General features: G+C 61.3%; 28 protein-coding genes. 11 read left to right on the top strand and 17 right to left on the bottom strand.

From position 1 onward, the window contains the following. Positions 1-4 precede the first annotated feature (4 nt). From cysB to PSH87_RS08640, 5 genes are all read right to left on the bottom strand, one after another. Positions 5-979 carry an HTH-type transcriptional regulator CysB gene (gene cysB / locus PSH87_RS08660; protein ID WP_017734418.1) on the bottom strand — a complete coding sequence of 325 codons (975 nt, stop codon included), beginning with the start codon at positions 977-979 and terminating at the stop codon, positions 5-7. Positions 980-1,082: 103 nt separating this feature from the next. Beyond that, a complete protein-coding gene (locus PSH87_RS08655) occupies positions 1,083-1,583 on the bottom strand; it encodes a universal stress protein (protein WP_017734419.1) in 501 nt (166 codons plus the stop codon). A 70-nt stretch (positions 1,584-1,653) separates the two neighbouring features. After that, positions 1,654-2,571 carry a 5'-nucleotidase gene (locus PSH87_RS08650; protein WP_017734420.1) on the bottom strand — a complete coding sequence of 306 codons (918 nt, stop codon included), beginning with the start codon at positions 2,569-2,571 and terminating at the stop codon, positions 1,654-1,656. A gap of 15 nt (positions 2,572-2,586) precedes the next feature. Next, entirely contained in the window at positions 2,587-3,540 is a 954-nt protein-coding gene (locus PSH87_RS08645) for a putative 2-dehydropantoate 2-reductase (RefSeq protein ID WP_305433108.1), read from the bottom strand. After that, complete coding sequence (locus PSH87_RS08640) at positions 3,537-3,923, bottom strand: thioredoxin (RefSeq protein ID WP_305433107.1); 387 nt, start codon at positions 3,921-3,923, stop codon at positions 3,537-3,539. The genes PSH87_RS08645 and PSH87_RS08640 overlap by 4 nt, the downstream gene beginning before the upstream one ends. Here PSH87_RS08640 and PSH87_RS08635 point away from each other — a divergent pair. Together PSH87_RS08635 and PSH87_RS08630 are read left to right on the top strand one after the other, a co-directional pair. Next, the gene (locus PSH87_RS08635) at positions 3,922-4,356 is read left to right on the top strand and encodes a PilZ domain-containing protein (RefSeq protein WP_017734423.1); all 435 of its coding nucleotides are present in this window, start codon (positions 3,922-3,924) and stop codon (positions 4,354-4,356) included. The genes PSH87_RS08640 and PSH87_RS08635 overlap by 2 nt on opposite strands. A gap of 130 nt (positions 4,357-4,486) precedes the next feature. Continuing rightward, positions 4,487-5,563: a 3-deoxy-7-phosphoheptulonate synthase gene (locus PSH87_RS08630; protein WP_124527136.1), complete on the top strand. Its 1,077-nt coding sequence runs from the start codon at positions 4,487-4,489 to the stop codon at positions 5,561-5,563. A gap of 65 nt (positions 5,564-5,628) precedes the next feature. Here the strand turns inward: PSH87_RS08630 and PSH87_RS08625 are convergent, their stop codons facing one another. Then, on the bottom strand, positions 5,629-5,910 hold the full coding sequence (locus PSH87_RS08625) for a GNAT family N-acetyltransferase (protein WP_003233387.1): 282 nt from the start codon (positions 5,908-5,910) through the stop codon (positions 5,629-5,631). Between the two features lie 610 nt (positions 5,911-6,520). On the opposite strand from PSH87_RS08625, the gene oprI reads away from it, so the two are divergent. Further along, complete coding sequence (gene oprI / locus PSH87_RS08620) at positions 6,521-6,772, top strand: outer membrane lipoprotei OprI (protein ID WP_003172710.1); 252 nt, start codon at positions 6,521-6,523, stop codon at positions 6,770-6,772. Between the two features lie 136 nt (positions 6,773-6,908). Here the strand turns inward: oprI and PSH87_RS08615 are convergent, their stop codons facing one another. The 3 genes from PSH87_RS08615 to PSH87_RS08605 form a co-directional block, all read right to left on the bottom strand. Beyond that, positions 6,909-7,877, bottom strand: a complete 969-nt coding sequence (locus PSH87_RS08615) for a L,D-transpeptidase family protein (RefSeq protein WP_017734425.1) — start codon at positions 7,875-7,877, stop codon at positions 6,909-6,911. Between the two features lie 85 nt (positions 7,878-7,962). Then, positions 7,963-8,253, bottom strand: a complete 291-nt coding sequence (locus PSH87_RS08610) for a hypothetical protein (protein ID WP_017734426.1) — start codon at positions 8,251-8,253, stop codon at positions 7,963-7,965. A gap of 58 nt (positions 8,254-8,311) precedes the next feature. Beyond that, on the bottom strand, positions 8,312-8,917 hold the full coding sequence (locus PSH87_RS08605) for an arylesterase (protein WP_026136478.1): 606 nt from the start codon (positions 8,915-8,917) through the stop codon (positions 8,312-8,314). A gap of 10 nt (positions 8,918-8,927) precedes the next feature. Between PSH87_RS08605 and PSH87_RS08600 the strand changes: the two genes are divergently transcribed. Further along, positions 8,928-9,611 (top strand): ABC transporter ATP-binding protein, encoded by a 684-nt coding sequence (locus tag PSH87_RS08600; RefSeq protein WP_005786391.1) that lies wholly within the window; start codon positions 8,928-8,930, stop codon positions 9,609-9,611. Next, positions 9,611-12,121 (top strand): ABC transporter permease, encoded by a 2,511-nt coding sequence (locus PSH87_RS08595; protein WP_305433106.1) that lies wholly within the window; start codon positions 9,611-9,613, stop codon positions 12,119-12,121. The genes PSH87_RS08600 and PSH87_RS08595 overlap by 1 nt, the downstream gene beginning before the upstream one ends. A gap of 43 nt (positions 12,122-12,164) precedes the next feature. On the opposite strand, the gene greB is transcribed toward PSH87_RS08595, so the two are convergent. Continuing rightward, positions 12,165-12,638: a transcription elongation factor GreB gene (greB, locus tag PSH87_RS08590; RefSeq protein WP_017734429.1), complete on the bottom strand. Its 474-nt coding sequence runs from the start codon at positions 12,636-12,638 to the stop codon at positions 12,165-12,167. Positions 12,639-12,752: 114 nt separating this feature from the next. Then, complete coding sequence (locus tag PSH87_RS08585; RefSeq protein WP_017734430.1) at positions 12,753-13,871, bottom strand: hypothetical protein; 1,119 nt, start codon at positions 13,869-13,871, stop codon at positions 12,753-12,755. Between the two features lie 254 nt (positions 13,872-14,125). Between PSH87_RS08585 and PSH87_RS08580 the strand changes: the two genes are divergently transcribed. Genes PSH87_RS08580 through PSH87_RS08570 form a run of 3 tightly spaced genes read left to right on the top strand, consistent with a single transcriptional unit; the run spans position 14,126 to position 17,490 of the window. Then, the gene (locus tag PSH87_RS08580; protein ID WP_026136479.1) at positions 14,126-15,052 is read left to right on the top strand and encodes an ABC transporter ATP-binding protein; all 927 of its coding nucleotides are present in this window, start codon (positions 14,126-14,128) and stop codon (positions 15,050-15,052) included. After that, entirely contained in the window at positions 15,049-15,774 is a 726-nt protein-coding gene (locus tag PSH87_RS08575; protein WP_305433104.1) for an ABC transporter permease, read from the top strand. The genes PSH87_RS08580 and PSH87_RS08575 overlap by 4 nt, the downstream gene beginning before the upstream one ends. A 15-nt stretch (positions 15,775-15,789) precedes the next feature. Then, positions 15,790-17,490, top strand: a complete 1,701-nt coding sequence (locus tag PSH87_RS08570) for a Gldg family protein (protein WP_305433103.1) — start codon at positions 15,790-15,792, stop codon at positions 17,488-17,490. A gap of 6 nt (positions 17,491-17,496) precedes the next feature. Here PSH87_RS08570 and PSH87_RS08565 read toward each other — a convergent pair whose 3' ends face one another. The 3 genes from PSH87_RS08565 to PSH87_RS08555 form a co-directional block, all read right to left on the bottom strand. After that, positions 17,497-17,805, bottom strand: a complete 309-nt coding sequence (locus PSH87_RS08565; RefSeq protein WP_026136480.1) for a hypothetical protein — start codon at positions 17,803-17,805, stop codon at positions 17,497-17,499. A gap of 282 nt (positions 17,806-18,087) precedes the next feature. After that, positions 18,088-18,522, bottom strand: coding sequence for a DoxX family protein (locus PSH87_RS08560; protein ID WP_017734435.1), 435 nt, complete (start codon positions 18,520-18,522; stop codon positions 18,088-18,090). A gap of 103 nt (positions 18,523-18,625) precedes the next feature. After that, positions 18,626-20,047, bottom strand: a complete 1,422-nt coding sequence (locus tag PSH87_RS08555; protein WP_305433102.1) for a transglycosylase SLT domain-containing protein — start codon at positions 20,045-20,047, stop codon at positions 18,626-18,628. A gap of 236 nt (positions 20,048-20,283) precedes the next feature. On the opposite strand from PSH87_RS08555, the gene PSH87_RS08550 reads away from it, so the two are divergent. From PSH87_RS08550 to PSH87_RS08540, 3 genes are all read left to right on the top strand, one after another. Further along, complete coding sequence (locus PSH87_RS08550; RefSeq protein ID WP_305433101.1) at positions 20,284-21,090, top strand: TatD family hydrolase; 807 nt, start codon at positions 20,284-20,286, stop codon at positions 21,088-21,090. Positions 21,091-21,187: 97 nt separating this feature from the next. Then, on the top strand, positions 21,188-22,669 hold the full coding sequence (locus tag PSH87_RS08545; RefSeq protein ID WP_305433100.1) for a methyl-accepting chemotaxis protein: 1,482 nt from the start codon (positions 21,188-21,190) through the stop codon (positions 22,667-22,669). A gap of 542 nt (positions 22,670-23,211) precedes the next feature. After that, positions 23,212-23,574 (top strand): Mpo1-like protein, encoded by a 363-nt coding sequence (locus PSH87_RS08540; protein WP_017734439.1) that lies wholly within the window; start codon positions 23,212-23,214, stop codon positions 23,572-23,574. Positions 23,575-23,577: 3 nt separating this feature from the next. Here the strand turns inward: PSH87_RS08540 and PSH87_RS08535 are convergent, their stop codons facing one another. From PSH87_RS08535 to PSH87_RS08525, 3 genes are all read right to left on the bottom strand, one after another. After that, positions 23,578-24,375, bottom strand: coding sequence for an acyl-CoA thioesterase II (locus PSH87_RS08535; RefSeq protein WP_305433099.1), 798 nt, complete (start codon positions 24,373-24,375; stop codon positions 23,578-23,580). 148 nt (positions 24,376-24,523) lie between these two features. Continuing rightward, positions 24,524-25,285 (bottom strand): CHAD domain-containing protein, encoded by a 762-nt coding sequence (locus PSH87_RS08530; protein WP_017734441.1) that lies wholly within the window; start codon positions 25,283-25,285, stop codon positions 24,524-24,526. A 43-nt stretch (positions 25,286-25,328) separates the two neighbouring features. Then, the gene (locus PSH87_RS08525) at positions 25,329-25,595 is read right to left on the bottom strand and encodes a hypothetical protein (protein ID WP_305433098.1); all 267 of its coding nucleotides are present in this window, start codon (positions 25,593-25,595) and stop codon (positions 25,329-25,331) included. Positions 25,596-25,633: the final 38 nt, after the last annotated feature.

The raw sequence follows: 25,633 nt of genomic DNA, 5'->3' as shown, positions 1-25,633 counted from the left end.
CCACTCAGTGGACGGGCAGTTCAACGCCTTCAAACAGCTCTTCCAGTTCCTGCTTGTTGTGGCACTGGATCGCCTTGGCCATGACTTCGCGGGTCAGGTGCGGGGCGAACTTCTCGATGAAGTCGCACATGAAACCCCGCAGGAAAGTGCCGCGACGGAAGCCGATCTTGGTCACGCTGGATTCGAACAGCTCGCTGGCGTCGAGCACCACCAGGTCTTTATCGAGGTTGGTGTCCACCGCCATCTTGGCGACGATACCCACGCCCAGGCCCAGGCGCACGTAAGTCTTGATCACGTCGGCGTCGGCGGCGGTGAACACCACTTTCGGCGTGAGGCCGCGGTGGCTGAAGGCTTCGTCGAGCTTGGAGCGGCCGGTGAAACCGAACACGTACGTCACGATCGGGTATTCGGCCAGGGCTTCCAGGGTCAGCTTCGGCAGCTTGGCCAGCGGGTGACCTTGCGGCACCACCACGCAACGGTTCCAGCGGTAGCACGGCATCATCACCAGGTCACCGAACAGCTCCAGGGCTTCGGTGGCAATGGCGAAATCGACGGTGCCATCAGCGGCCATCTCGGCGATCTGCATTGGCGAACCCTGGTGCATGTGCAGGGCCACGTCCGGGTATTGCTTGATGAAGTCGCGGATCACCGGCGGCAGTGCATAACGTGCCTGGGTGTGGGTGGTGGCGATGGACAGCGTGCCCTTTTTCTCGTTGGAGAATTCCTGGGCGATCTGCTTGATGCTTTCGACTTTACGCAGGATCTCGCCAGCGGTGGTGATGATGCGCTCACCGGCCGGGGTCACACGGGTGAGGTGCTTGCCGCTGCGGGCGAACACTTCGACGCCCAGCTCGTCTTCGAGCAGGCGGATCTGCTTGCTGATACCAGGTTGCGAGGTGTAAAGGCTTTGAGCCGTAGCGGAAACGTTGAGGTCGTGGTGCGCCACTTCCCAGATGTAGCGCAGTTGTTGAAGCTTCATATGTATCCCTCAAAGCAGATAGACGCCACGGGTATCAGCGACGGTATATAACTATATTAAAGGTTAGACGGATAAATCTAGAACTTTTTATCGTTTTCTACCATCACGCGTCGTCACTGCGTCGACGCTGTAGCGAGGGCACCAGGTAAACCGGCACCGCAGACAGTTGCAGCACCCGTGCAGCGGTGCGTCCCAGCGGTGTGGCCGCCGCCGTTGCATGGCTATGACTGCCGACGATCACCAGATCGACCGACAGCCTACGCAACTGGTCGAGTATCACCTCGCACGGATCGCCCTGGATTACCCGCACCGAACGGATCAGCTTGAGGTCTTGCTCGCCCTCCCCCAACTCTTCGCGAAAACTGTCCAGTACCCGTTGTTCGATGGTCGCCATGACCGTGGTCAGCCCCTGGCTCTGCCATTCACTCAGGGCCTTCTCATCAAGGTAGCTTTGCAACACCGATTCGGCGAACAGCCCGATGGGCTCGACCACATGAATCACATACAGGTCCGCCTTGAACGTTCGCGCCAGCGCCAGTGCATGTTGCATCACATAAGGCGCGTACAGACCCAGGTCCGTGGCGTACAACATCGAACGAATCATAGAACCTCCTGGACTGCCAGGATGGCGGAGATTGAATGAGCTTAGCAGCGCATCAACGACTGCGACTGGCTTAGCTCTCGGACTGAACCCTTACCTCGTTGCTGATGCCATGGGGCACATGCCCGGTGGCCACCACCTCCCTGGCTTTCTCGCAATGACCGGCCTGGTCATCGAAAAACACATCGGCGGCAAACGCTTCCAGGAACGCGGATTTCTCCAGGCCACCCAGGAACAGCGACTCATCCAGGCGGATATCCCACTCACGCAACGTGCGAATCACCCGCTCGTGGGACGGCGCCGAACGGGCGGTGACCAACGCGGTGCGGATCGGGCACGCCTCCTGCGGGAACTCGCGCTGCAACAAATTCAGTGCCGCCAAAAAGCCCTTGAAGGGACCGCCGTGCAAGGGCTGGCGCGCCGACTCCCGCTCGCTGGCCTGGAACGCCTCCAGCCCGCCGGCCTGGTACACGCGCTCCGACTCATCGGAAAACAGTACCGCATCACCGTCAAACGCGATGCGCAGTTCGTCGCTGCACGCGCGGTTCGGGCCGCCGGACAAAATCGTCGCCGCGGCAAAGCCGGCATCGAGGGCGCTGCGCACATCTTCAGCATGGGTTGAAAGAAACAGATGGCAACCGAAGGCCGCCAAATAAGGATAGGGACTACGCCCGCCAACGAACGCGGCGCGGGAAATATCCAAGCCGTAGTGCTGGATCGAATTGAACACGCGCAAGCCGGTGTCGGCACTGTTGCGCGACACCAACACCACTTCGACGCGGGCACGCCCGAGGCTGGCGTTGAGGCTCAGGAGCTTCTTGACCAGCGCAAACGCATCGCCGGTCGCGAGGACTTCCTCCTCGTGCTCGATCTGGTATTTGCGGTAGGCCTCCACACCCTGGGCCAGGTAGACCTTGTGGCTGTCGCTCAGGTCGAACAGCGCGCGCGAGGAAATCGCCAGCACCAGTTTGTCGCCCAATCCCTTTGCCATCGTATGCCTCCCGAATCAGCGGTTATGCCGATCAATAAAACTCAACGCCTGATACAGCGCCTGCATCCGCGGCAGCTCGCAACCGGCAGCCTTGGCAGCGGCTAATGGCCGCGCGTAGATGGCGGCCAGTTCCAGCGGGCGCTTGTGGACATGGTCGTGGTACATGCTCGGCAGGTAATCGTCCATGGTTTCGGTCATGGCAAACATCTGCTCGGCGTAGCTCGCGGGAATCTCATGGCCACAGGCGTGGGCGCCCGCCACGACTTCGGCCATCAGCGCCTGGATCAGTTCGCGGCTGGACTCATCGGCCATCATCGCCGTCGTCCCCGTGCCCAACAACACGGAAAGGCCGTTGTACGGCACGTTCCACACCAGCTTGTGCCAGCGCGCCTGATGCACATTGGCCATGGCCTGGGACTCGATGCCCGCCTGGTGGAACAACGCCGCGCCGGCTTCGACAATCGCCTGCTGCTGCGCTTCGTCATTGGCCGCCGTGCCGCTGTGATAACCCAGGTTGACCCGGCCCAGGGCCTGATGCTCGACTACGCCAGGCCCGGAGCGGTGCACGCCGATGTAGCACAAGCCGCCAAGCAGATGCAGCGAGGCCGGCAGGTGTTCGCGCAGGCTGTCCTCGACATCCAGGCCGTTTTGCAGGAGCACCACCTTGGCGTCCGGCGCCGCGACCTGGGCGATGGTCGGGGCCAGGTCCACATTGCCGGTGGACTTGGTACCCACCAGCAACCAATCACACGGCGGCATGTCGGCAGCATTGGCATAGGCCTGCACCGGGTGCAGATGCATAGGGCCATGCACGCTGCTATTGATATGCAGGCCATGCTTGCTGACCGCCGCATACTCGCTGCGCAGCAGGAAGTGTACGTCGAAGCCGGCACGCGCCAGCATCACGCCGTAGAAACCACCGATGGCGCCGGTGCCGATGATGCCAATGCGTGGCGATGGTGCGGTCATGGCAGATCCTCTGGAAGGCGAGTAAGGGCTTGATTAATGCTGTCGGCAAGGTCAGCTGCTGTAAGGCGCGTCTGCAATTGCCCAAGAAACTGACCCTCGCACACCAGGAACAACGCCGGCAAATGAAAGATCTGGTAGCGTTCAACCGCGCCACCGTTGTGGCCGGCGTCCACCCAGCACACACGGTCCACCGGCAATGACCAACCGGGTAACTGCTGGCGTGCCCAACGGCAACTGGAACAGCCTACGCTGGTGAAGACCAGCAGAGAAAGGCCTGGCAATCCCAGCAATTGCTGGTCAATATCCAGGTCGGTCAATTCCAGTTCCTTCACTATACTGCTGCTGCCGCCGTCAACAGGACGGTGCTCGGAGTCCGTGTACATGGGTCGTTTTTTACCTCACCCTGATGATGTCGCTGTCGAGTTAACACAACGTCCCTCCCCCGCCATTCCCCGTCAACGCCTGCTCACGATCGGCCTGGGCGGCATCGCCTGCCAGTGGCCGCGCGCCTGGCGCCAGGGTACGGCGGTTGACCTGCACATTCCCTCCCTGGGGCCCAGCGCGCGTTATCCGGGCTACGTGGCATGGTGCCGCAAGGTCGCGGACGGCTATCGCATCGGCATCGCGTTTACCGATGAGCATGCCCTGTTCGGTGCGCGGATGGGTGAGCAAGCATGCCGGATAGAGCGCTATTGCCGCCAGCACGAAGACGCCGAACCGACGCCCGAACAATTCGAAGCCCTGGCGCGCGAGTGGGTGTCGCGCCATGCCGTCGAGTTCTCCCATGAGGCCTTTGCGGCGCCAGCACTGGATTAAAGCGGGCTTTGCCCATTGTCGCGGGCCCGTGTTACGCGCTAAGGTTCCTCCCCCCTGCATTCAAATCATGCTGTGCTCCGCCGCACGGGGATGGCTGGCGGCCGGCACCCGTGACCCTGACGAGTAAACGATGGCTGATTTACCGATCAATGACCTAAACGTCGAATCCAACGAGACCCTGATCACGCCCGATCAGCTCAAGCGCGAAATCCCCCTGAGCGACGCTGCCCTGCAGACCGTCACCAAGGGTCGCGAAGTCATCCGTGAGATTCTCGACGGCACCGACCATCGCCTCTTCGTCGTCATCGGGCCTTGCTCGATCCACGACCTCAAGGCAGCCCACGAGTACGCCGAGCGCCTCAAGGTGCTGGCGGCGGAGGTGTCCGACACCCTGTACCTGGTGATGCGCGTCTACTTCGAGAAACCGCGTACCACCGTCGGCTGGAAAGGCTTGATCAACGACCCGTACCTGGACGACTCGTTCAAGATCCAGGACGGCTTGCACATCGGCCGTCAGCTGCTGCTGGACCTGGCTGAAATGGGCCTGCCCACCGCCACCGAAGCCCTGGACCCGATCTCCCCGCAGTACCTGCAGGACCTGATCAGCTGGTCGGCCATTGGCGCACGCACCACCGAATCCCAGACCCACCGCGAGATGGCGTCCGGCCTATCGTCGGCCGTGGGCTTCAAGAACGGCACCGACGGCGGCCTGACCGTGGCGATCAACGCGCTGCAATCGGTTTCCAGCCCGCACCGTTTCCTGGGGATCAACCAGGAAGGTGGCGTGTCCATCGTCACCACCAAAGGCAACGCCTACGGTCACGTGGTCCTGCGTGGCGGCAACGGCAAGCCCAACTATGACTCGGTCAGCGTTGCCCTGTGCGAACAGGCGCTGAACAAGGCCAAGATCAAGCCGAACATCATGGTCGATTGCAGCCACGCCAACTCCAACAAGGACCCGGCGCTGCAGCCGCTGGTGATGGAAAACGTCGCCAACCAGATCCTGGAAGGCAACCAGTCGATCATCGGCCTGATGGTCGAGAGCCACTTGAACTGGGGTTGCCAGGCCATTCCAAAAGACCTGGCCGACTTGCAGTACGGCGTGTCGATCACCGATGCCTGCATCGACTGGGCGGCCACCGAAAACACCCTGCGCAGCATGCATGCCAAGCTCAAGGACGTGTTGCCGAAACGCAAACGCACCTGAACCCGCACTGCGCACACAAAAACGCCGGGCTAAGCCCGGCGTTTTTCATGGTGCTGTTTCATGCCTTACAGCTTCGCCGCATGGCGCTGGTGGCGCTCCATGTAGCGTTCGACATAGGAGCAGGACGGGATCACCGTGTAGCCGGACTCTTCGGCAAACTTCAGGGCTTCCTCGGTCAGCGCCGCTGCAATACCCCGGCCGCGCAGTGCGTTGGGCACGAAGGTCCGATAGATGTCCAGGGTCTGCTTCCCGAGGTCCATGTAGGTCAGGTAGGCACGATGACCGTCCACATTGGTCTCGAACTGATGACCAGCCTGGTCATGGTGGATGGACAACGCCTCGCTCATCACTACTCCTCGCGGGTCTTGGATTTCGACCCCTACCTTACCGATGTTTTTCCGGCGAAGGAACATCTACGCCACCCCGTGCCGGTTTCGACAACGAGAAACCTCTAGCGCTCACAACCAGCACGTAGGGAATAGTAGGCACCAATCCTGAAATTGCTCAAGGCGCACTCATCATCCCCCACCGCTGGCGGTTATAGAAAAGCCATCGATCAACCGGTGATCGATAGCCAGAACATTGCCGGCAGTTGAAGCTTGAGACGAACAGGCGCTCTTAAAGTCACCTCTACATGCGTAAAAGATGCGAGACGGCGTAACGGCAAGCTGAACAAAAGAGCAGGTGCCGATATATAAATGTCTAGCCATATACCCAGCCCGACGCATGCGGGCCGTAGCTTTCAGACGGGATCCAATGCACATCCGATTGAAAAAAATTGAACGGTTTTTATACAAACCTTCAAAAGATTAGCCAAAATAGATTCGGCGCGAGAATTTTTTTTGCTTCTTGCGCTACGTCAGTTTACTTACTACAAGTAATGGGTAGTATGTACGCCGGCTTTTGCTCACTCTGGGCAAGTAGCTATTTAATAGAAAGTCCTTGAAGGGGAACACGATGAACAACGTTCTGAAATTCTCTGCTCTGGCTCTGGCCGCAGTTCTGGCTACCGGTTGCAGCAGCGTCTCCAAAGAAACCGAAGCTCGTCTGACTGCAACTGAAGACGCAGCAGCTCGCTCCCAGGCTCGTGCAGACGAAGCCTACCGTAAAGCTGATGAAGCTCTGGCTGCTGCTCAAAAAGCACAACAGACTGCTGACGAAGCTAACGAGCGCGCTCTGCGCATGCTTGAAAAAGCTAGCCGCAAGTAATAATCCCTCGGGGTTGTTATCAAGCCGATCCATTTATGGGTCGGCTTTTTTATTGCCCGGGATTCGGCACTGAACCCCAGGCAATAAAAAAGCCCGCCGCAGCGCAAGGCCGTGGCGGGCTTTCGATCCGGCAGGTTTACTGCTGCAAGTCGATCGGCGCGCTGGCGGCAATCGGCGCGCCACCGGGCACACCAATTTCAGTCGGCAAGCCATCTTCCGCGGCGACCACATCACGCACCTGATCCCAGTTCACCCGCAGGTTATTGGCCAGGTCTTCACGCTTGAGCAAGGCGTTGATCACCGCCGTGTGCTTATCGACCACCGACGGCGTGCCGTCATCATTCAACGGCGTGTGCGCTTCCAGAAAAACCTTGCCGCCGCTGCTGCCGAACTTGTAGGCATCGTTGATGATGCGCACCGACGTACCCACCGGCACCATGCCGGCCATTTCCAGCACGTTGTTGTTGAACATGCGGAAGCAGCCGTGGCTGGTCCGCGTGCCAATACCAAATTTCATGTTGGAGCCGTGGATCAGGTAACCCGGCGTGCCCAGGGTGAACTTGAATGGCCCCAGCGGGTTGTTCGGACCGGCAGGCACTACGTTGGGCAACGGATCGCCATTGGCGGCGTGCTCGGCCTTGATCGATGCAGGCGGGGTCCAGGTCGGGTTCGGCGTCTTCGCGATGATGCTGGTATGGGCGATGGGCGAACCCCAGCCCTCACGACCAATCCCCAACGGGAAGGTGTAGACGACGTTCTGCCCCTTGGGATAGTAGTAGAGCCGGTATTCCGCCAGGTTGATCACGATGCCTTCGCGCGGACCGGGCGGCAGGATGAAGCGCGTCGGCAACACGATCTCGGTGCCGGCACCCGGCAGCCACGCATCCACACCCGGGTTGGCCGCGACCATCTCCGAATAACCCAGGTCGTAGGTGGTGCCCAGGTCGGCGAAGGTATCTTCGTACTTGGCCTTGATCACCTGGACCTGCCCCACGATGTCTTCACCCGGTGGTGGCAACGGTAACTGCAGCGCTGCCGCAGGGCCGGCCGCGCACAGGGCGGCGAGAGACAGGCAGCAGGTGACGACGGAGAGGCGCGACAACATCCGGAAAATCCTTCGCAGAACGACGGGTAGGAAAAAAATGATTGTATACGTGAAGCACGCCGGGAGCATCCATCTGCCCCCGAGACTACTCGAAGCGCAGCTCCGGCCAGATCAGCGGCGTGCCGCGCTTCTGGGATTCGAGGATCGCCCGGCACAACGGGCACAGCCGCTGGTCCTGGAAAATCGCACGACCCACCGATGACCAGCGCGGCTGGGCTGGCAGCAAGGTGCCACAGAGCGTGCGGTCAATCGTGCCGCCCAGCTCCAATTGGCGTGCCACCAGATGCACCCGGACTTCCTGGCAGGCGAACAGATCCAGCTGCTCGTCAGGCTCGATCAGTTGGTAGTTGAACAGGGACCAGGCAGGGCGTGACATCGGGGGCTCCAGATCGGGGGGGCGCCACCTTAGCCGAAAGCCTGCCGGTAGAAAAGCGTCATAACAGCGGTTTTAGCGTCGGCCAGACATTTTCCAGCAACTTGCCCTGGGCGCCGACGGCGGGATGCAGCCCGTCAGCCTGCATCAGCTCCGGGTGGCCACCGATACCTTCCAGGAAAAACGGCACCAGCGGCACGGCTTTGTCCTTGGCCAGGCTGCCGTAGACTTCGGCAAAGGCGTTGGTGTAGCGCGGGCCGTAGTTGGGCGGCAATTGCATGCCGAGCAACAGCACCTTGGCGCCAATGGCCTTGGACTGGTCAATCATCGAGGCAAGATTTTGTTGCAATTGCGCCGGAGGCTGACCACGCAGGCCGTCATTGCCGCCCAACTCGATGATCACCAGTTCCGGTTTATGCTCTGCAAGCGCCGCCGGCAGCCGCGCGAGGCCTCCGGCACTGGTGTCGCCGCTGATGGAGGCATTGACCACTTTATCGTCGAAACCTTCGCGCTTGAGCCGTTGTTCCAGCAGCGCGACCCATCCTTTGCTGGTATCCAGGCCGAAACCGGCACTGATACTATCGCCAACGATCAGGACTGTACCCGCCGCTGCGCCCTGGGCCACGCACATCAAGGCCAGGCCAGCACTCAAAAACCACATTCGCATCGGATTCTCCATGGGCGCAAGCATTCTCACCGCGCGGAACCTTAGCAAAGTGGTTCCCAGCGCGGAAGGTGAACTGACTATCCTGCACGAACTGAGCCTGGAACTGAACAAGGGCGATAGCCTGGCTATCGTTGGCAGCTCCGGTTCCGGCAAATCCACCCTCCTCGGCCTGCTCGCCGGCCTCGACCTGCCCAGCAGTGGCGAAGTGACCCTCGCCGGCCAAGCCCTCAGTACGCTGGACGAAGACCAGCGCGCACGCATCCGTGCCGAACACGTGGGTTTTGTCTTCCAGTCATTCCAACTGCTCGACAGCCTCAACGCCCTGGAAAACGTCATGCTGCCGCTGGAGCTGGACGGCCGCAAAGACGCCCGCGAGCGCGCCCGGCACCTGCTCGAACGTGTCGGCCTGGGCCAACGCCTGACCCACTCGCCACGCCAGCTGTCCGGTGGCGAGCAGCAACGCGTGGCGATTGCCCGCGCCTTCGCCGCCGAACCGGACGTGCTGTTTGCCGATGAACCCACCGGCAACCTCGACAGCCACACCGGCGAGCGCATCAGCGACCTTCTGTTCGAACTCAATAAAGAGAGCGGCACGACCCTGGTACTGGTCACCCACGACGAGCGCCTGGCACACCGCTGCCGCCGCCTGATCCGCCTTGAAGCCGGCCTGATGGTCGCGCCCCTGGAGCCTTGATGGCACGTTTGCCCCTATTGCGTCTGTTCAGCCTGGCCATGCGCCAACTCCTGCGCGATGCCCGCGCCGGTGAGTTGCGCGTGTTGTTCTTCGCCCTGCTGGTGGCGGTGTCCGCCAGCACCGCCATCGGCTACTTCGGTGCGCGCCTCAACGGCGCCATGCTGTTGCGCGCCACCGAGTTCCTGGGGGCCGACCTGGTGCTCGAAGGCAGCTCGCCAGCGCGTCCCGAACAAATCAGATCCGGCACCGAGCTGGGCCTGGACCATGCGCGCATTGTCGAATTTTCCAGCGTTATCGCCACCGACAACGGCATCCAGCTCTCCAGTATCAAGGCGGTCAACGAGCAGTACCCACTGCGCGGCGAACTGAAAAGCGCGGCCGAGCCCTTCGCCGAGGAAACTCCAGGGGGCGGCCCGAAACCCGGCGAAGCCTGGGTGGAGGCGCGCCTGCTCACAGCGCTGAGCCTGAAGGTCGGCGACAGCATCGATGTGGGCATGAAGACCCTGCGCCTGGCCCGCATCCTGACCTATGAACCCGACCGCGCCGGCAACTTCTACAGCCTCACGCCCCGGGTGATGATCAACCTGGCCGACCTGGACGCCACCGGCGTGGTCCAGCCCGGCAGCCGCGTCAGCTACCGCGAACTGTGGCGCGCGCCGCCCGACAGCACGACCCTGCAAACCTATCGCGACCTGATCAAGCCGGGGCTCGCCGCCAACCAGCGCCTGCAGGACTCGCGGGACGGCAACCAGCAGATCGGCGGCGCCCTGGGCAAGGCCGAACGCTACCTGAACATGGCCAGCCTGGTCGCCGTGCTGCTGGCCGGCGTGGCCGTGGCGCTGTCGGCCAACCGCTTCGCCAGCCGCCGTTTCGACGCCAGCGCACTGCTGCGCTGCCTCGGCTTGTCGCGCCGCGAAACCATGCTGCTGTTCAGCCTGCAATTGAGCGTGCTTGGCCTGCTGGCCAGCCTGACCGGCGCCCTGCTCGGCTGGCTGGCGCAATTTGGCCTGTTCTACTTCCTGCATGACCTGCTGCCGGCCGACGTGCCCCCCGGCGGGCTGTTGCCGGCGGTCGCCGGGATCGGCACCGGGCTGGTCGCCCTCGCCGGCTTCGCCCTGCCGCCGCTGGCCGCACTGGGCCGCGTACCACCGCTGCGGGTGCTGCGTCGCGACCTGCTGCCCATCGCCTCCAGCACCTGGATGGTCTACGGCGCGGCGCTGTTCGCCCTGGGCCTGATCATGTGGCGCCTGAGCCTCGACCTGGTGCTGACCTTCGCCTTGCTCGGCGGCGGTGTGATTGCCGCGCTGATCCTCGGCGGCCTGCTCCTGCTGTTGCTGCAAAGCCTGCGCAAGCTGCTGGCGCGTGCATCACTGCCGTGGCGCCTGGGGTTGGGCCAATTGCTGCGTCACCCGCTGGCGGCAGCCGGCCAATCCCTGGCGTTTGGCCTGATCCTGCTGTCGATGGGGCTGATCGCGCTGTTGCGTGGCGAGCTGCTCGACACCTGGCAAAACCAGCTGCCCAAGGACGCCCCCAACTATTTCGCGCTGAACATCCTGCCCGCCGACACCGACGCCTTCAGTGCTCGCCTGCTGGCCTTGCAGGCCCAATCGGCGCCGCTGTATCCGGTGGTCCCAGGGCGCCTGATCAGCATCAATGGCGAAGCGGTACAGGCGATTGTCAGCAAGGACTCCAGCGGTGACCGTGCCGTGCAGCGCGACCTGAGCCTGACCTGGGCCGCCGACCTGCCACCGGGGAACGTCCTGACATCCGGTGCCTGGTGGTCGTCGCAGCCAACGGACGAGATTCCCGGGGTATCGGTAGAGGCCAAGGTCGCTGAAAGCCTCAAGCTCAAGCTCAATGACCACCTGGTGTTCACCGTCGCCGGGGAAAACCGCGAGGCGCGCGTCACCAGCTTGCGGACCATCAATTGGGATAACTTCCAGCCCAACTTCTTCATGATCTTCCAGCCTGGCACCCTGAAGGACCTGCCTGCCACCTACCTGACCAGCTTCTACCTGGCACCCGGGCATGACCAACAGATCGTCGATCTGTCCCGGGCGTTCCCGGCGGTGACCATCCTGCAAGTCGAGGCCTTGCTGGAACAATTGCGCAGCATCCTCGCCCAGGTGACCTTGGCGGTGGAGTACGTGCTGTTGTTTGTGTTGGCCGCCGGGATGGCGGTGCTGTTCTCCGGTTTGCAGGCCACCCTGGATGAGCGAATCCGCCAGGGCGCCTTGCTGCGGGCACTGGGAGCAGAGCGCAAGCTGCTGATCAAGGCACGGCGTATCGAGTTCGGCTTGCTGGGCGCGGTCAGCGGGTTGCTGGCCGCACTGGGCACGGAGCTGGTGACACTGGTGCTGTACCGCTATGCCTTTGATCTGGCCTGGCACCCTCACCCATGGCTGTTGCTGCTGCCGGTGCTCGGGGCCGGGCTGATCGGCGCTGCCGGCGTGTTCGGCACACGCCGCGCACTGAACGCCAGTCCACTGACCGTGCTGCGCGAAGGCTGACACGCCAACGGCCCGTACCCTCACAGGTACGGGCCGTCCTGGCCTACTTCACATACTCGATCGCGGTAATCCACCAGCAGGCTTCGCCACTAGGCGTCTGCACCATGGCCTCATCGTCGACTTCCTTGCGCAGCAGCGCCCTGGCCATGGGTGAGTCGATGGAGATGTAATCCATCCGGTCATAGATCTCGTCATAGCCCACGATGCGAAAACGCTTGGTCTCGCCTTGCTCGTTTTCAATATCGACCCAGGCGCCAAAAAATACCCGCCCTTCCTGCTCCGGCATGTACTCCACCACCCGCATATCTTCCAGGCGTTTGCGCAGGTAGCGCACGCGACGGTCGATCTCACGCAGCAGCTTCTTGTTGTACTGGTAATCCGCGTTCTCGCTGCGATCCCCCAGGGACGCCGCCCATGTCACTTTGCGCGTGGTGTCCGGGCGCTTTTCCCGCCACAGGTAATCCAACTCTTTTTTCAGCGCTTCATGACCTTCTTTGGTAATCAGCTTGGTGCTCAAACGCCTTCATCCCCAGAAAATGCTCATTGATCCCACTACGCCATTGCACCAGGGCACGGCGCCGGCGAACTGAGCCTGATGATAAATGAACAAGGGAAAGTAGCCAGAACTGCATCACGTCGACATCGAACGAGAGTCGACCATCGATGGCGTGCGCTCGGCACTGTCGAAGTCGCCCACCACTTGATCCAGCTCAGGGAGCATGACCTGCATACGTTGGCGCAAACCGGAAAACTGCAAAAGCATGGCTGCCAACTGCTCGCCTTTGCGGTGAACCACCAACTCCTGCGCGTGCACCTGGGCCACACGCGTCTCAAGGGCATCGGCTCGCTCATCCATTTGCTGCTGCGCCTGCTGATAGACGGCCGAGGCACTCGCCAAGCGACCCTCACGATTCTCCAGGGCCTGCGCCTGCATTTGCAGAGCGGTCTCCTTCTCCAGGGTTCGACTCGCCAACTCCTGACGCTTTTGCTCAAGCTCAGCCTGGCCTTGCTGCAGTTGAACTTGCCACTGCTCAAGCGCTGCCTCTTTCTTGAGTACCACCAGTTTCTGTTGGGTCAGCTCCTGGGCGACGCGCGCAAGGCTGGTCAGCGTGCTGTCCACCTCGAACAATGACGGGGCTTCAACCGGCGCGCCCAGTGTTTCAAGGAGCGGTTCGCTCAGTGGCAAGGGGGCAGGCTGTGGCTCGAGCAGCGCCGGCTGGGGCGGTTCAGGCCGGCTTGCGGCCTGTGGCGGCGAGACCATTTGAGAAGAGAAGCGAATGGAAGGGACCACCACAGCAGTGCTTTCGATCGCGGGTGACGCGGGGGCAGATGTTCCCAGGGTAATGACTTTCATCACCAGGGCTTTCTTGATGATCAGGGAGTGGTGATCCTCAGGACGTGCCGGGGGTAACTTGCAACCTTTCAAGTCGACGAAGTGATAAGGAATCTGGGCATCGGTAACGCCGCTGGTTTTCACACCGGAGGCTGCCCACGTCAATATCTGCTTGAATACCTGCATTGCCAATTGCAAATCGGCTTGCACATCGACACCACCCAAGTAATAACGCTCAAGTTTCTTACGCAAGGCTGCGATATATACCCGGGAACTACCTGGCTCCGCCTCTTCATCCAGGCTATACACCAGAAAGTTTGAACTGATTTGAGGCACGGCAAAACCACAAAGCAGCGCGCCGTTGACTGGGGCATCCGCACCGGAGGGCGCAAGAACAAGGGTACGTAAAAGCATCATGATTGTTGGGCCTCGTGCCAGTGAATAAACTTCAAATAAACACCACATAAACATTGCGCCGTCCAACGCCACCCACAAAACAATTGTTTCAGCGAGCTGCAAGTCTGAACGTAGGACTAATCTTATTCATCCCGCCGCGCGTTTCCAAGCCCCTGCATTGAACGTACTATTTTTTAACCCGAGCCCCGACACACGTCAACCAAAGCGCTTGCCTCCTCATATATATTGCGAAACTAATGCAGCAGAACAGCATAATGATCGAGATAAGTAACCTGACCAAACAACTGGGTAAACAACATGTTATCAGCGATCTTTCATTGGTGGCCCAGGGCCAAGAATGCATTGGCTTGTTCGGGCATGGGGGCGCGGGTAAAACGACACTCCTGAAGCTGATGGCTGGCCTGCTCAAACCCTCTTCCGGGCACGTGAGCATCCTTGGTTTCAATACCCGGACCCATCGGCTTCAAGTAGCCCAGGCCATGGGCTACCAGCCCGAACCCGGCATCAACCATTCGACGATGCCTGTCGCAGGCTTCCTCAACCTTATCGCCACTTTCCGCAGGTTCTGCGGCGCCGAAAAACGCAAACGCATTGACCGGATCACCATGCAGCTGGAGCTGTCGGCCGTTCTCAACGAACCGCTCAACGCACTCCCCATGGGCTTGCAACGCAAGGTTGCGCTGGCGCAGGCCATCTTGCATGACCCCGGCGTGCTGTTGCTCGATGAGCCGACCGAGGGCCTGTCACCGTATCAACAATGCAAAATCCGCGCGCTCATCCAGTCGTTGGCCGAAGAGATGACAGTGATCGTTGCCACGCGGGATTGCGATGCGTTGTCGGGTATCTGCACCCGCGCCCTGGTCATCGGCGGGGGCCGCCTGCTGGCAGACACCTCCATGCCGGAACTCCAGCGCAGCTCTCGGTACTACAGGGCAGTCACCCTGGCAGCGGATACGCCGCTGGACCTGCTGGCATTGGCCGTACTTCCGGGGGTTGCCGGCATCGAAGAAGATCGCCGCAGCCCCGGCACCGTCACCGTTCTCGCCATGCCGGGCCACACCATCTACCCCCCGATCTGCGCCCTGATTGCCAAACGCGGCTGGCAGATAACCGCGCTTAACCTGGAGCCTGGTCGCCTGAACGACGTCGTCCACCACTTAAGCCAAGAGGCGTCCATTTGAATATGCTGCCATCTATTATCAAGCGCCAACTTTCCCGCTACCTCTGCACTCCCGCAACCTACCTGAACATCGCAGTATTTCTGATACTGTCAACTACCCTTGGATTACACAGCAGCCAGTTACTGGAGCAAAACAGCACTGACCTGCAAGACTTTTTTCAACTACACCCCTGGTTGTACCTGCTACTAATTCCCGCACTCTCCACCCAACTATGGGCCGATGAACATGAAACGGGTCTTCGTGATTTGCTCATCACGCTACCGGTGACAAACGCGGAACTGATCATGGGTAAATTCTTCGCAGCCTGGATCTTAACTGCAATCACGCTGGCATTGACACTGCCCATTGTAGTGATGGTCAATATGTTAGGCAGCGCAGACAACAGCGTGATCGCCACGCAGTATCTGGCCAGCTGGTTGCTCGCTGGAAGTTATCTTTCCATCGGCTGTCTTATATGCGCCCTTAGCCGTCATCATCTGATTATATTCATACTAACCTTGAGCATTTTGCTGGTGATCAGCGGGCTGTCCAGCGTACTTGACGCACTTGAACACCAGGCCCCGATCTGGGTAATCGACAACGTGGCGTCCTTAAGCCCACTGTCACGTTTCACTCAGATTGATCACGGCGTCATTGTTCTTCGAGACTGTCTTTACTTTATCAGCGTCATAGTGGCCTCAATCGCTGCGACGACCGTCATTCTCAACTACAAAAACAGCTGAGAGGGAGCGTTCCCGATGCGATCCGCACTGCACGCCGGCATGACACTGGTGGTCCTACTGTTGGTTTTCCTCGCCTTTAACCTGGTGTGGGCCGTCAAGCTGCCTGATGTGCGCTGGGATGTCTCACGCGCGAAAACCAACACCCTATCGGCTCCAGTACAGCAATTGCTGGCATCCCTGGACACTCCGCTGGATCTTTACTACTTCAATTCGAAAAAAAGCCGTGCCACCCAACGCTACGCCAAGCGTGTAGAAGAAACGCTCAAGGCGTTCGAAGCCGCGGCAAACGGCATGATCAATCTGCACATTGTCGACCCAGGCGCTTTTTCAGAAGACGCCTACAGAGCAGGGCTCTATGGGCTTGATGACGAAGCGGGTTTCTTTGGCCTCATTGGCACCCGAGACGGCCAGGCCGCGCAACGCATCAAATCGTTCAGCGCCGACCGTGCAGCGTTGCTGGAATACGAAATCAGCCACTTGATCAACCAGTTACTCCACCCGCAACCGCCTGTCATCGGCCTGCTGTCTGGGCTACCGATCAAGGAACCGGCCGCCCCCCTGCTACAGGAACTGCATCGACACTTGAACGTGGTAGCGCTGGAGCCCAGCGCGCAGCGTGTCCCCACGCAGATCAAAACCCTCATGCTTGTGCACCCCCGGGCACTGCCTGAGCAGGCCTTGTACGCCATTGATCAATTTGTACTGGGTGGTGGCAAACTCATGATGTTTATCGACCCCCTGAGCGAACAGGGTTCAAGGCAACAAGCCCTCAACCCCCGACTGGAGACGCTGCTGTCCAGCTGGGGCATCCGGATGCCGGCCGACCAGGTGTTGATCGACAATCGCTATGCCATACAAGCGCCCTCAGGCGCCGTTTCCACCACGCTGAGTCTGCCCAGGCAGGCCATGGCCGCAAACGATATCAGTACCTGGAAACTGGACTCTGTCAGGGTATCGAGCAGCGGCGCCCTCTTCCCTCTCGACAAGCACCGCACACGCTTCACCCCCCTCCTGTACAGCTCCGAGCAGTCGGCACTGCTGGAGGCCGGCAGGATTGGCAAAGCGCCCTATGTCGACGAACCGCCTCCAAGCGGGGAACGCTACGTGATCGCCGCTCGTCTTGAGGGGCCGGCCTATTCGGCGTTTCCCGACGGTAGTGGTGGCCAAGCCCCCGGATTGCAGAAGGCGGCGCAGATTCAGGTCGTGGTGGTCGCAGACACCGATTTGCTCATGGGCCCGTCAACCCGATCGATGCACCACAGCAACAGCCTGTTTGTCTTGAACACATTGGATAACCTGGCAGCGCCTCAAGCGCTTGCCAACATACGCCCACGGCCACCGACGGAATACGCACTGCATGGCCTGGAGAGCCGGCGCAAGGCGACCGCACGCGCCTACCAGGAACAGGCCCGCGAACTTGAGCGGCGCCTGGCGCAGACAGAACACGAATGGCAGCGCTTGAACCCGCCCGTGACGACCTTGGGCACCGAAACCGTCAATACCACAGCCCAATTGCAGGCGCACAACAAGGAGCGTCTACGCCTGGCAATGGAACTGCACGCACTGAAAGTGCAGGTTTATGCGCCGCTGGATCGCCTGGTGCAAAACGTCAAGCTAGGGGTGAGCGCACCGATACCGATACTGCTCTGCCTGACGGCCTGGGCCCTGTATCGACGGCAGCGTCGCCGACACCCAACACCGGCGCCGACACCGTGAGACGATTCAGCGACGCGCGATCAGCCCTTGCCTGGCAACGCGTGTCAGGTGTCGGATCACTTCATCCGCGTCAGCGGCGCTGGGTGCCTGGATAACCGCAAGGTCAAAGCTGTTATTGGCAAAACGGGCGAGGGAATCGCCGTCTTCGACAAACTGGATCAGAAACGCCGAAGGCCGGCCGGTGCGACGTGGCCAGCCATCCAGGTAACGCAACAATGTCGGCTGGTGTTTGCCGCCCAGGAGGATTTTCGGGTTGCGCTGAGTCAGGTCGGCAGTGATTGGGGCCAAGCGTATGAGGGGGCGTAGTGCAGTCATCGTGTCGTGTCTCTGCCTCAAAAGTCTGCGGGCAGGTGAGAGGCAACACCGAACCAGCGCTTTAGCGGTATTTCGAAGCCTGGTCCTGAGTCGGATGCAGCACTTCTATCGGGACTGTTCGCTCTGAACGCAGCATAAACAATCACCCATGGCGCCCCGCAATTAGCTGTTTAAATCGGCGCATGAGCGGGCATCCTAGAGAAGCCGACGGGGCCATGTCAAGAATTGCGCGCAACGAAAAGGCCCGCACATGGCGGGCCTGTTCAGGGTGTTGCAGGTGGCTCAGTTGGCGATGGCGCGGTCGGCAGACAGCTTGCCGGCACCTTCAAACAGCACCGCCAGCGAGCCGCCCAGCAAGGCCAGCGCAAACTCATAACCGTTGTTGGCCATGAACAGCCCATTGTGGATATGCACCGAGAGAATCGCGACCACCGACAGAATGGTCAGGCCCAAGGCCGCAGGACGCACCAGCAAACCAATGATCAGTGCCAGACCGGCGAAAAACTCGGTACCACCGGACAACAGTGCCATCAGGGTACCTGGCGCCAGGCCGATGCTTTCCATCCACTGGGCCGTGCCCGCCAGGCCATAGCCGCCAAACCAGCCGAAGAGTTTCTGCGAACCGTGGGCGGCAAAAATCACGCCGACAACAATACGCAGAACGGTCAGGCCGTAACCGGCGCGGGTGGACAGCAGGTTTTTGATCAGTGGGCTCATGGGGGTAATCCTTTTCGATGTAGGGGTTGGTTGGCCGCTATATTAATCAGTTAATGGAATGATAAAAGCCGAAAAAATGCCTGATTAATATCGATTAAATCGATTACTTCCGTGAGGCGACTTTCGGCACCGGTGGCTCTAGGGACTCCCGCTCCCGGTCGAACGCCAAGTAGTACTTGTTGACGCTATTAACATAGCTGACGCTGCCCATTCCCACCTGCTCCATGGCAATGCGCTCGACCTGGAAGAACCACTGGTTGGGATTCAGCCCCCGACGCCTGGCCTCGGTGCGCATCCCCTGCACGCGCTCCGGGCCCATGTTGTAAGCCGCCAAGACAAACGCCATGCGCTCGCGCTCGTTGAGCTTGGGGCTGGCGAAGAATTTGCGGCGAATCATCGCCAGGTAGCGAGCGCCCGCCTGCACGTTGCTGTCCAGGCTTTCGATATTGTTGACACCCACCCGCTGCGCCGCCGACGGGGTGATCTGCATCAGCCCGGTGGGCCCGCCGCTGTTGCGTGCGCCAGGGTCGAGAGCGGACTCCTTGAAGGCCAGCGCGGCGAGGTTCAACCAGTCCATGCCCTGCTCGCGAGCGTGCTTTTGCAAGACCGGGCGCAGTTTTTCCAGGCGCTGGCGGTCGACACGCGCCAGCGGATTGCGCACCTGATAAAGGCGTCGGTAGATACGCTGGAACGCCACATCCTGGTCGGAAGGCGTGTGATAGGTCTTGAGGAATCGATCAATGCTCGCCCGCAACATCGACGCATCCTGGCGCACGAACCAGTACTCGTCGCCCGGTTCGCTGATGGCCACCTGCTTATCGAAGCGCAGCTTGGGGAGGATTTTCGACCAGCGCTCGGCAATCGGTTTTTCCACGATCGTCAGGTGGAAAATGCCCGCCTGGACCATCTCCAGCACATCTTCCACGGCCAGGGTCGGGTCCACCCATTCCACTTTTACCGGCGGCTGCTTGTGCAGCGCCAGCTTCTGGTTGACCTGGTTGATGGCGTCCGCCGCCGCGCTGCCGGTGGTCAGCGCCAGCGTGCGCCCGGACAATTGCTCCAGTTTGGTAAACCGCCGCTCGCCCTTCACCCCCACCACCCATAACGGTACGCCGCTGGCAATCGGGTCACTGGTGCTGATCTTGTGCGCAGCCTTGACGTCGAGCAGTTCACCCGGCGCGACCAAGTCACCTTCGCCGCGCGCCAGGGCGCCGAGCAACTGATCCTTGGCCTTGGGAATGATCTTGAGGTTGATCTCCTGGCCATCGCGGGCGTGACCGTTGAGGTATTGCTCAAAGGCGCGCAGGCGATGGTATTCGACGCCGATGGCCTGGCCTTGCACTTCGCCGGAACTGTTGCGGCTCTGGTTGACCAAGACGCGCAGGGTACGGCTGGCGCGGATTTCCGCCAGGTCGCGGACCTTGCCGGGCTTGGTCACTTCCAGCGGCCCGTCGAGACGCGCGACCGCCGCCATGGGCAGCAGCAACGTCAGGCACAACATAAGCAACGCCGAGGGTCGGATCATCCGCTCTCCGGTAAGAATACTGGCCAGCGCTCTCGCGAAAAGCGAGGCGGTGGGGGTCAGAAACAGAGCGCTTTAAGCGCTGGCAAGACGCGCAACGGTGACACAGGGCAAAGCATTGGGCCAACCACGATGTCGGTTGCGACGTTCAAAGACAGCGATAACCTGTTGTAGTTCTTCGTTTTTCTTATAAATCTACAGCTCTGATATGCTTTCCGGCCGCAGGCGGAGATAGCACCATGCAACTCATTGATATCGGCGTCAACCTGACCAACCCCAGTTTCGACGAGAAGCACCAGGCCGTACTCGACCGTGCCTACGCCGCTGGCGTGCAACAATTGATCCTTACCGGCACCAGCCTCGACGGCAGCGAACAGGCCCTGGAACTCTGCGTAAAACTCGACGAAAGCGGCCAACGCCTGTTCAGCACCGCCGGCATCCACCCCCACTCCGCCAGCGACTGGAACAGCGACAGCGCCCGGCGCCTGCGCGGCTTGCTCAGCGAAAGCCGCGTGCGTGCGGTGGGCGAATGCGGGCTGGATTTCAACCGGGATTTCTCCCCGCGCCCGCAGCAGGAAAAAGTCCTCGAAGAGCACCTGGCCCTGGCCGTCGAGCTGAAACTGCCGGTGTTCCTCCACGAACGTGACGCCAACCAGCGCCTGCTGGACATCCTCAAGGACTACCGTGACCACCTGACCGCCGCCGTGGTGCACTGCTTCACCGGCGAGCAGCAGGCGCTGTTCAGCTACCTCGACCTGGATTTGCACATCGGCATTACCGGCTGGATCTGCGACGAACGCCGTGGGACCCATCTGCACCCGCTAGTCAGGGAAATTCCCCGGGGCCGTCTGATGCTGGAAAGCGATGCGCCCTACCTGCTGCCGCGTACCCTGCGGCCCAAGCCGAAAAACGGCCGCAACGAACCGGCCTACCTGCCCGAAGTGCTGCGCGAAGTCGCCCTGCACCGCAACGAGACCATGGAAGACCTGGCCGAGCACAGCAGCGCCTGTGCCCGCGCGTTCTTTGGCCTGCCCAGCGTGGAGTAATGCGGCGCATTGACCCATGTCAAAAGCGCTTTTCCTGAATAGCGGCACAATAATGGCACCTTGCCAATGCTGTTTCCGCTATCAGAGAAAACCTTCCATGGGTGCCTGGCTTAGCAACATCTCGCTGAAGTACAAATTCTGGGCCGTCAACGCGGTCGCTTTCATCACCACCTTGTTGCTGGTGCTGTACGCCGTGCAGCTTGAACAACAAGCGCGCAGCGACGCTTCCCGGGCATCGGCGCAGGCCCAGGCGCGCTTGCTCGGCGCCTGGCCCGCGGAAAAACCGCTGCCCAGGGACGAGCACTGGCTGACATTTTCCCGTGGCCAAGTCCCACAAGTGGCGGATCAGGATCTGTCAGCCCTGGGCAGCGCAACGGGCTGGGTCGAACTCAACCACATGCCCTGGTTCGGCGAAAACCCACTGCTGGGCGCCGACGTGGTCGCCCGCGCCGACGGTCAATACGTCGCCGTGCTGGCCTATGCGCCAAGCCTGAGCCAAGTGTTCGAAGACCGCTTTGCCAACTACGCCATCGCCGTGGCGATCCTTATGTTGGCGATGCTCGGCGCTTCGCAGTTGCTGATCCGCTTCCTGCTCAGCCAGCTCAACACCCTCAAGGACGTGATGCTGCACGTGGAAAAAACCGGCGACCTGGCGGCCCGCGTGCCACTGGCGTGCAAGGATGAGGTCGGGCAGATGGCCAGCGCCTTCAATGCCATGCAGGCCGGCTACCAACGGGTGGTCAACACCGTGGCGCGCACCGCCCAGCAACTGGATGACGGCGCCGCACGCCTGGCCAGCAGCATGAACGAGGTGCAGCACGGCATGCTTGGCCAGCAAAGCGAAACCGACCAGGCCGCCACCGCCATCAACGAAATGACCGCCACCGTCTACCACATCGCCCAGCACGCCGGCGCCACCCGCGACCTGTCCCAGACCGCCGACGCCCTCGCCGGCAGCGGCCAGGAAGTGGTGGGCCGCGTACAACGCTCAATTGCCGGGCTGTCCACCGGCGTGCAACAGACCGCCGAAATGATCCAGAAACTCGCCGAGGACAGCCAGAAAATCAACGGCGTGGTCGGGGTGATCCACAGCATCGCCGAACAGACCAACCTGCTCGCCCTCAACGCCGCCATCGAAGCCGCCCGCGCCGGCGAAATGGGCCGTGGCTTTGCGGTGGTCGCCGACGAAGTGCGCAACCTGGCCAAGCGCGTGCAAAGCTCCACCGACGAAATCACCCGCATGGTCTCCGCCCTGCAAGCCGGCACCCGCGACGCGGTGGACTTTATGCAGGAAAGCTCATTCAAGGCCGACGACTGCGTGCAACAAGCCCTCGAAGCCGGCAACGCCCTCGCCGAAATCACCAGCGCCGTGGCGCAGATGCGCGAGAGCAACACCCAGATCGCCGTCGCCGCCGAGCAGCAAAGCCATGTCGCGGAAGAAATGAACCGGGCCGTGGTAAGCATCCGCGACGTCACCGAAAACACCGTGCAACAAACCGTGGAGTCGGCGACCACCAGCAATGAACTGGCGACCTTGGCGGGCGAGTTGAGCAAGGCTATCGGGCAACTTAAGTTGTAAGTCAACGCAGGCTGGCTTTGGCCTTGGCTTTTCAGCTTTTGATCTTAGGCGCCCCGTTAACCACGCTGGCCGAACGCAGGCTTGAATCCGTGGGTAACCCGGCAGGACGCCGGGTTAGCCGTCCTGGGCCAAGGATGGCCCATGACGGCGGCCCACGGATTCAAGCCGGAGAGAGGGCACACCGAGCCTAGGCGAGGTGCCGAGTGGTGGGGCAAGAGCCCTTTTGGTTACTTTTGGGGCTCTTTTCCAAAAGTGACCCGCCGTAAGGGCGGAACCAATATCAGCCGTTACCTAAATAACGGATATGTACTCCGGCCAAAAAGCCTCGGCGCCTAACATATCGCTATCGCAGGCAAGCCAGCTCCCACAGTAGAGCCGGTTTACACCCGGTAAAAATCGTCCGGCTGACAGGCCGTCACGGGAGCAAGCTCCCTCGCCACGGGTCCAGCCTATAGCCCCCATAGCCAGCCTTGATTCGCCGACCCGCCCGCCCCCACCTAAACTCTGTGCAAGTTGTTTCAATGGACAGAGGATTTTTCATCATGGGCAAACGTCACCCCAATCTCCCCGCCTGGCAATGGCGCAGCTACCCACAGAACCATCAGCACCCGACCAACCTGGCGTTGCACCTGATTGCCGTGCCGCTGTTTATCGTCGGTTTTCTGTTGATTGTGTCCGGGGTGTTCAGCTTGAGCCTGGCCAGTTTTGCCATTGGTGTGGTCGGCATCGTGGCCGGCCTGGCGTTGCAGCGTCACGGCCACAGCCTGGAAGCCCAGGCCAGTGAGCCCTTCAGTGATCGCACAGACGCAGTGCAGCGTCTGGTGGTCGAGCAGTTCGTGACCTTCCCGCGCTTTGTCTTCAGCGGCGGCTGGTGGCGCGCCTGGCGGCAGCGCCACCGGCACTGAGTGTCAGGCGAACACCACCACGGTCTGGCGGCTGATGGCGATCAACGCGCCGCTCGGGCTCCACAGCGCGGCGGCGGCGTGGCCGTAGCCATCACGGGCGTGCTCGATGGTTACGTAGTACTGGCACCAGTCCAGCGTGGTCAGCTCCTGCAACGGCTGGATGAACTCGATGGTCCAGGTCAGCGTGCTGCCCGGCGCGGGCTTCTTCAGGTGCGGCAGCAAGGCCGGAGGCCAGGCGTCAACCAACGCAAGGATGTGCGCCTCGGTCAGCGGTTCTTCCTTCACATCCCCACGCAGTCGGACCCAGCCACCCATGTCGCGGGACTTGTTCCCGGTAAACGGTAGGCCACCGACACTCCAGCGCATCGCCAGATGGCGCATGAACTCCGGGGTGACGCCCTTGATGTAGGGCAGTTCCTGGCATTCGTCCCAATGCTTGAACACCGGCGGCGCTTCGCTCTCAACCGTGATTTCCGACTCGCGAGACCCGCCGAAACTGGCCTGCACCAGCGTCGCCACTTCGCCGTTCTGCACCACGCGGCCGAGCAATTGGCTGACGGCCTTGCCTTCGCGCAACACTTCGACTTGATAACTGGCGGGCACATCGGGGGCCACTGGGCCGACGAAGGTGATGGCCAGCGAGCGCAGCGGGCGGTCGGCTGGCACCTGGGCGCGTAGCGCTTCGTACTGCAACGCGGCGACCAGGCCGCCGAAAGTGGCACGGCCCTGAGCCCATTCGGCGGGGATGGTGACGTCTTGCGGGTGGCTTCGGGCGGCGTCGAGCAAATCACAAAAGCGCATGGCGACCTCACAGCAAAGTAAACGAGTGAGCGATCTTAACCAGCGTGTTGGCCGGGTACAGCGCCTATTCCGGCCAAAAGCCGGACGATTGTCGGACGCGGAGCGTCCTGGGCTGCATTCCCACGCGGAGCGTGGGGACGATCAGGTGTCAGAAACAATCGGCGCGGAGTTTATCCAGCACGCGGTCCGCCTGCCCTTCGGCCTTGGCCATGGTGCGTTGCCACACGGCAACGCAGGGTTGCAGATCCGGCTGGTGTTCGGCCTGGGCCAGCCACTGCCAGCAGTCGTGCCAATCGCCCAGGGCGCCTTGGGCTTTCTTCAGGCGGGACATGGCGTTGGCGGGGAGTTTGTGCAATTCGGGATAGGCCTCGGCGGCATAACGCACGCGCTTGATCAGCAACCGCAGGCGGTGGCGATCATGGCTGGGGTCCTTCAACGCGGCGTCGAGGGCGTGCCATTGCTTGGCCAAACGCTTCTCGATGCGCGGGCGCAGGCCCTTGAGCAATTTCTGATGTTCGGATGCGCGGATAAAGCGCGGGAAGGCATCGAGGATCAGCAGCAGTTGCGCCAGCTCGGGGCTTTGCGCCACGTGGCGATACGCCTCGGGTTGCAGGCGCAGGCGCCGATCGGCCGCCTCGTGATAGCCGTGCTGGTGCAAATAGGCCGCCAGCACCTCGCGGTCACGCAGTGGCGTGGTCAATTGGCCGACCGCGCTGGCGGCCGATTCCAGCTGTTCCACGCCGGGCAGCCCACGCAAGGGGCGCAGCAAGCTGCGCAGGCGGCGCACGGTGGTGCGCAGGTCATGCAGGGCTTCATCGTCGGTGACGGCGGTGAGACGAGCCTGGCAGCTCAGTAACCCTACTTCCAGGCCAATGACCTGAGCGACTAACTGATCGACCAACGCTGACATCCTGCCCTCACTCTCCGATGAATAATCCTACTCGCCGCTCGGATCAACGCCCGGCGCGCGACTCACGAATATAGAACCGCGCTTTTTCGGCCTTGTTGGCGCAGCCTTCAAACGCTTCAAATTGCTGCTGGGTCTTGGCACCGGTCAGCAGGGACAGGGCCGTGGAATAGCTGACAGTCCCGGCAAAACCTTCGGCCTTGGCCAAGTCCAGCTCGTGCCAGGCAGCGTCCAATTGCGTGCCGCAGCTGTCGCGGTACGCGGTTTTCCCGGCACAACCGGCCAGGGCCAACACGATCACAGGCACACACATTCAGGCTTTCATCGATGACACCTCAAAATAAAGAAAAA

Origin of the sequence: Pseudomonas sp. FP453 (genome assembly GCF_030687495.1) — a bacterium.
GTDB lineage: Bacteria > Pseudomonadota > Gammaproteobacteria > Pseudomonadales > Pseudomonadaceae > Aquipseudomonas.
Note: the sequence above shows the minus strand (reverse complement) of the source record. Positions and strands in the feature narration are given on the sequence as shown.